This is a genomic window from Mesonia aestuariivivens (assembly GCF_019311235.1).
Lineage (GTDB): Bacteria > Bacteroidota > Bacteroidia > Flavobacteriales > Flavobacteriaceae > Mesonia > Mesonia aestuariivivens.
The window spans coordinates 1-3,055 of sequence record NZ_JAHWDF010000041.1; the positions used below are offsets into that span (position 1 = coordinate 1).

Annotated in this window: 1 tRNA gene and 1 rRNA gene; both read right to left on the reverse strand. The window is 48.0% G+C overall.

The features are described 5' to 3' along the window. Positions 1-11: 11 nt before the first annotated feature. Positions 12-2,834 (reverse strand): 23S ribosomal RNA (locus KW502_RS15100). Between the two features lie 144 nt (positions 2,835-2,978). Further along, a tRNA-Ala gene (locus tag KW502_RS15105) sits at positions 2,979-3,052 on the reverse strand. Positions 3,053-3,055: the final 3 nt, after the last annotated feature.

Here is a 3,055-nt window from a genome sequence, read left to right on the forward strand (position 1 = left end):
AGTCGGGGACTATGCATAAGCAATACGGGTTATTAGTACTACTTGGCTATGACATTACTGCCTTTACACCTATAGCCTATCAACGTGATCGTCTCTCACGACCCTTAAAAGAAATCTCATCTTGTGGTGGGTTTCGCGCTTATATGCTTTCAGCGCTTATCCCTTCCCAACGTAGCTACCCAGCAATGCTCCTGGCGGAACAACTGGTACACCAGAGGTTAGTCCAACTCGGTCCTCTCGTACTAGAGTCAGATCCACTCAAATTTCTTACGCCCACTGTAGATAGAGACCGAACTGTCTCACGACGTTCTGAACCCAGCTCGCGTGCCACTTTAATGGGCGAACAGCCCAACCCTTGGGACCTTCTCCAGCCCCAGGATGTGACGAGCCGACATCGAGGTGCCAAACCCCCCCGTCGATATGAGCTCTTGGGGGAGATCAGCCTGTTATCCCCGGAGTACCTTTTATCCTTTGAGCGATGGCCCTTCCATGCGGAACCACCGGATCACTATGCTCTACTTTCGTACCTGATCGACCTGTATGTCTCTCAGTCAAGCCCCCTTATGCCATTGCACTCTACGCACGGTTACCAAGCGTGCTGAGGGGACCTTTAGAAGCCTCCGTTACTCTTTTGGAGGCGACCACCCCAGTCAAACTACCCACCAAGCACTGTCCTTCCAGTGGAAGTTAGGCTTCAAACAAGTAAAGGGTGGTATTTCAACAATGACTCCACCACACCTAGCGATGCAGCTTCAACGTCTCCCACCTATCCTACACATCACTTGTCCAAAGTCAATACTAAGCTATAGTAAAGGTTCACGGGGTCTTTTCGTCCCACAGCGGGTAATCGGCATCTTCACCGATACTACAATTTCACCGAGCTCATGGCTGAGACAGTGTCCAGATCGTTGCACCATTCGTGCAGGTCGGAACTTACCCGACAAGGAATTTCGCTACCTTAGGACCGTTATAGTTACGGCCGCCGTTTACCGGGGCTTCAATTCAATGCTTTGCCGAAGCGAACATCTCCTCTTAACCTTCCGGCACCGGGCAGGTGTCAGGCCCTATACTTCATCTTTCGATTTTGCAGAGCCCTGTGTTTTTGATAAACAGTCGCCTGGACCTCTTCACTGCGGCCCATCCGAAGATGGGCGACCCTTCTCCCGAAGTTACGGGTCGATTTTGCCTAGTTCCTTAGCCATGAATCTCTCGAGCACCTTAGAATTCTCATCCCAACTACCTGTGTCGGTTTAGGGTACGGGCTGCTATACTCGCTTTTCTTGGAAGTCACTCCCCTGGATTATCACCGCCGCCGTAGCTTAAGTGTACTATCGTAACCTTTCGATTACTTCAACGTACTATTCCGTCAGTACGCACCAAGTTTATGCCTCCGTCACTTTTAACGTATAGCAGGTAGCAGAATATTAACTGCTTGTCCATCGACTACCCCTTTCGGGTTCGCCTTAGGTCCCGACTAACCCTCAGCTGATTAGCATAGCTGAGGAAACCTTAGTCTTTCGGTGTGCGGGTTTCTCGCCCGCATTATCGTTACTTATGCCTACATTTTCTTTTGTAACCAGTCCAGCATACCTCGCAGTACACCTTCTAACCTGTTACAATGCTCCCCTACCACTATAGTAATCTATAGTCCATAGCTTCGGTAATATGTTTATGCCCGATTATTATCCATGCCGAACCGCTCGACTAGTGAGCTGTTACGCACTCTTTAAATGAATGGCTGCTTCCAAGCCAACATCCTAGCTGTCTAAGCAGTTCAACCGCGTTTATTCAACTTAACATATATTTGGGGACCTTAGCTGATGGTCTGGGTTCTTTCCCTCTCGGACATGGACCTTAGCACCCATGCCCTCACTGATGAAAATCATTTTATAGCATTCGGAGTTTGTCAGGAATTGGTAGGCGGTGAAGCCCCCGCATCCAATCAGTAGCTCTACCTCTATAAAACTAAATCATCGCTGCACCTAAATGCATTTCGGGGAGTACGAGCTATTTCCGAGTTTGATTGGCCTTTCACCCCTACCCTCAGGTCATCCCAAGACTTTTCAACGTCAACGGGTTCGGTCCTCCACTATGTGTTACCACAGCTTCAACCTGCCCAAGGGTAGATCACACGGTTTCGCGTCTACTCAAGCTAACTATACGCCCTATTAAGACTCGCTTTCGCTACGGATCCGATGCTGAACATCTTAACCTTGCTAACTAAAGTAACTCGTAGGCTCATTATGCAAAAGGCACGCCGTCACCCCAAAGGGCTCCGACCGCTTGTAAGCGTATGGTTTCAGGATCTATTTCACTCCCTTATTCAGGGTTCTTTTCACCTTTCCCTCACGGTACTGGTTCACTATCGGTCTCTCAGTAGTATTTAGCCTTGGCGGATGGTCCCGCCGGATTCATACAGGGTTTCACGTGCCCCGCACTACTCAGGATACCACTATCTTATTACTCTTTACTTATACCGGGCTGTCACCGTCTATGGCCAAGATTTCCAACTTGTTCTAATTCATTATAACTCAAATGTCGTGGTCCTACAACCCCATAACGTCCGTAAACGATATGGTTTGGGCTATTGCGCGTTCGCTCGCCGCTACTAGCGCAATCACTATTGTTTTCTCTTCCTCCGGGTACTTAGATGTTTCAGTTCTCCGGGTTCGCCTCCTTGCGGATACTATACCTTCAGTATAGTGGGTTGCCCCATTCGGATATCTGCGGATCAACTTGTATGTGCCAATCCCCGCAGCTTGTCGCAGCTTATCACGTCCTTCTTCGCCTCTGAGAGCCTAGGCATTCCCCATACGCCCTTATTAAGCTTATGCTTTTACCTAATGATCTTTATTCTTATTATTTCTTAAATGCATTAATGCACTTTAATGTATTCTCGTATTCTTTATTTTTGTTTCAGTATGTCAATGAACGTTTTTTAATCACTAATTAATAATCATCAATTAATAATTAAACAGTGGAGAATATCGGAGTCGAACCGATGACCTCCTGCGTGCAAGGCAGGCGCTCTAGCCAGCTGAGCTAATCCCCCATT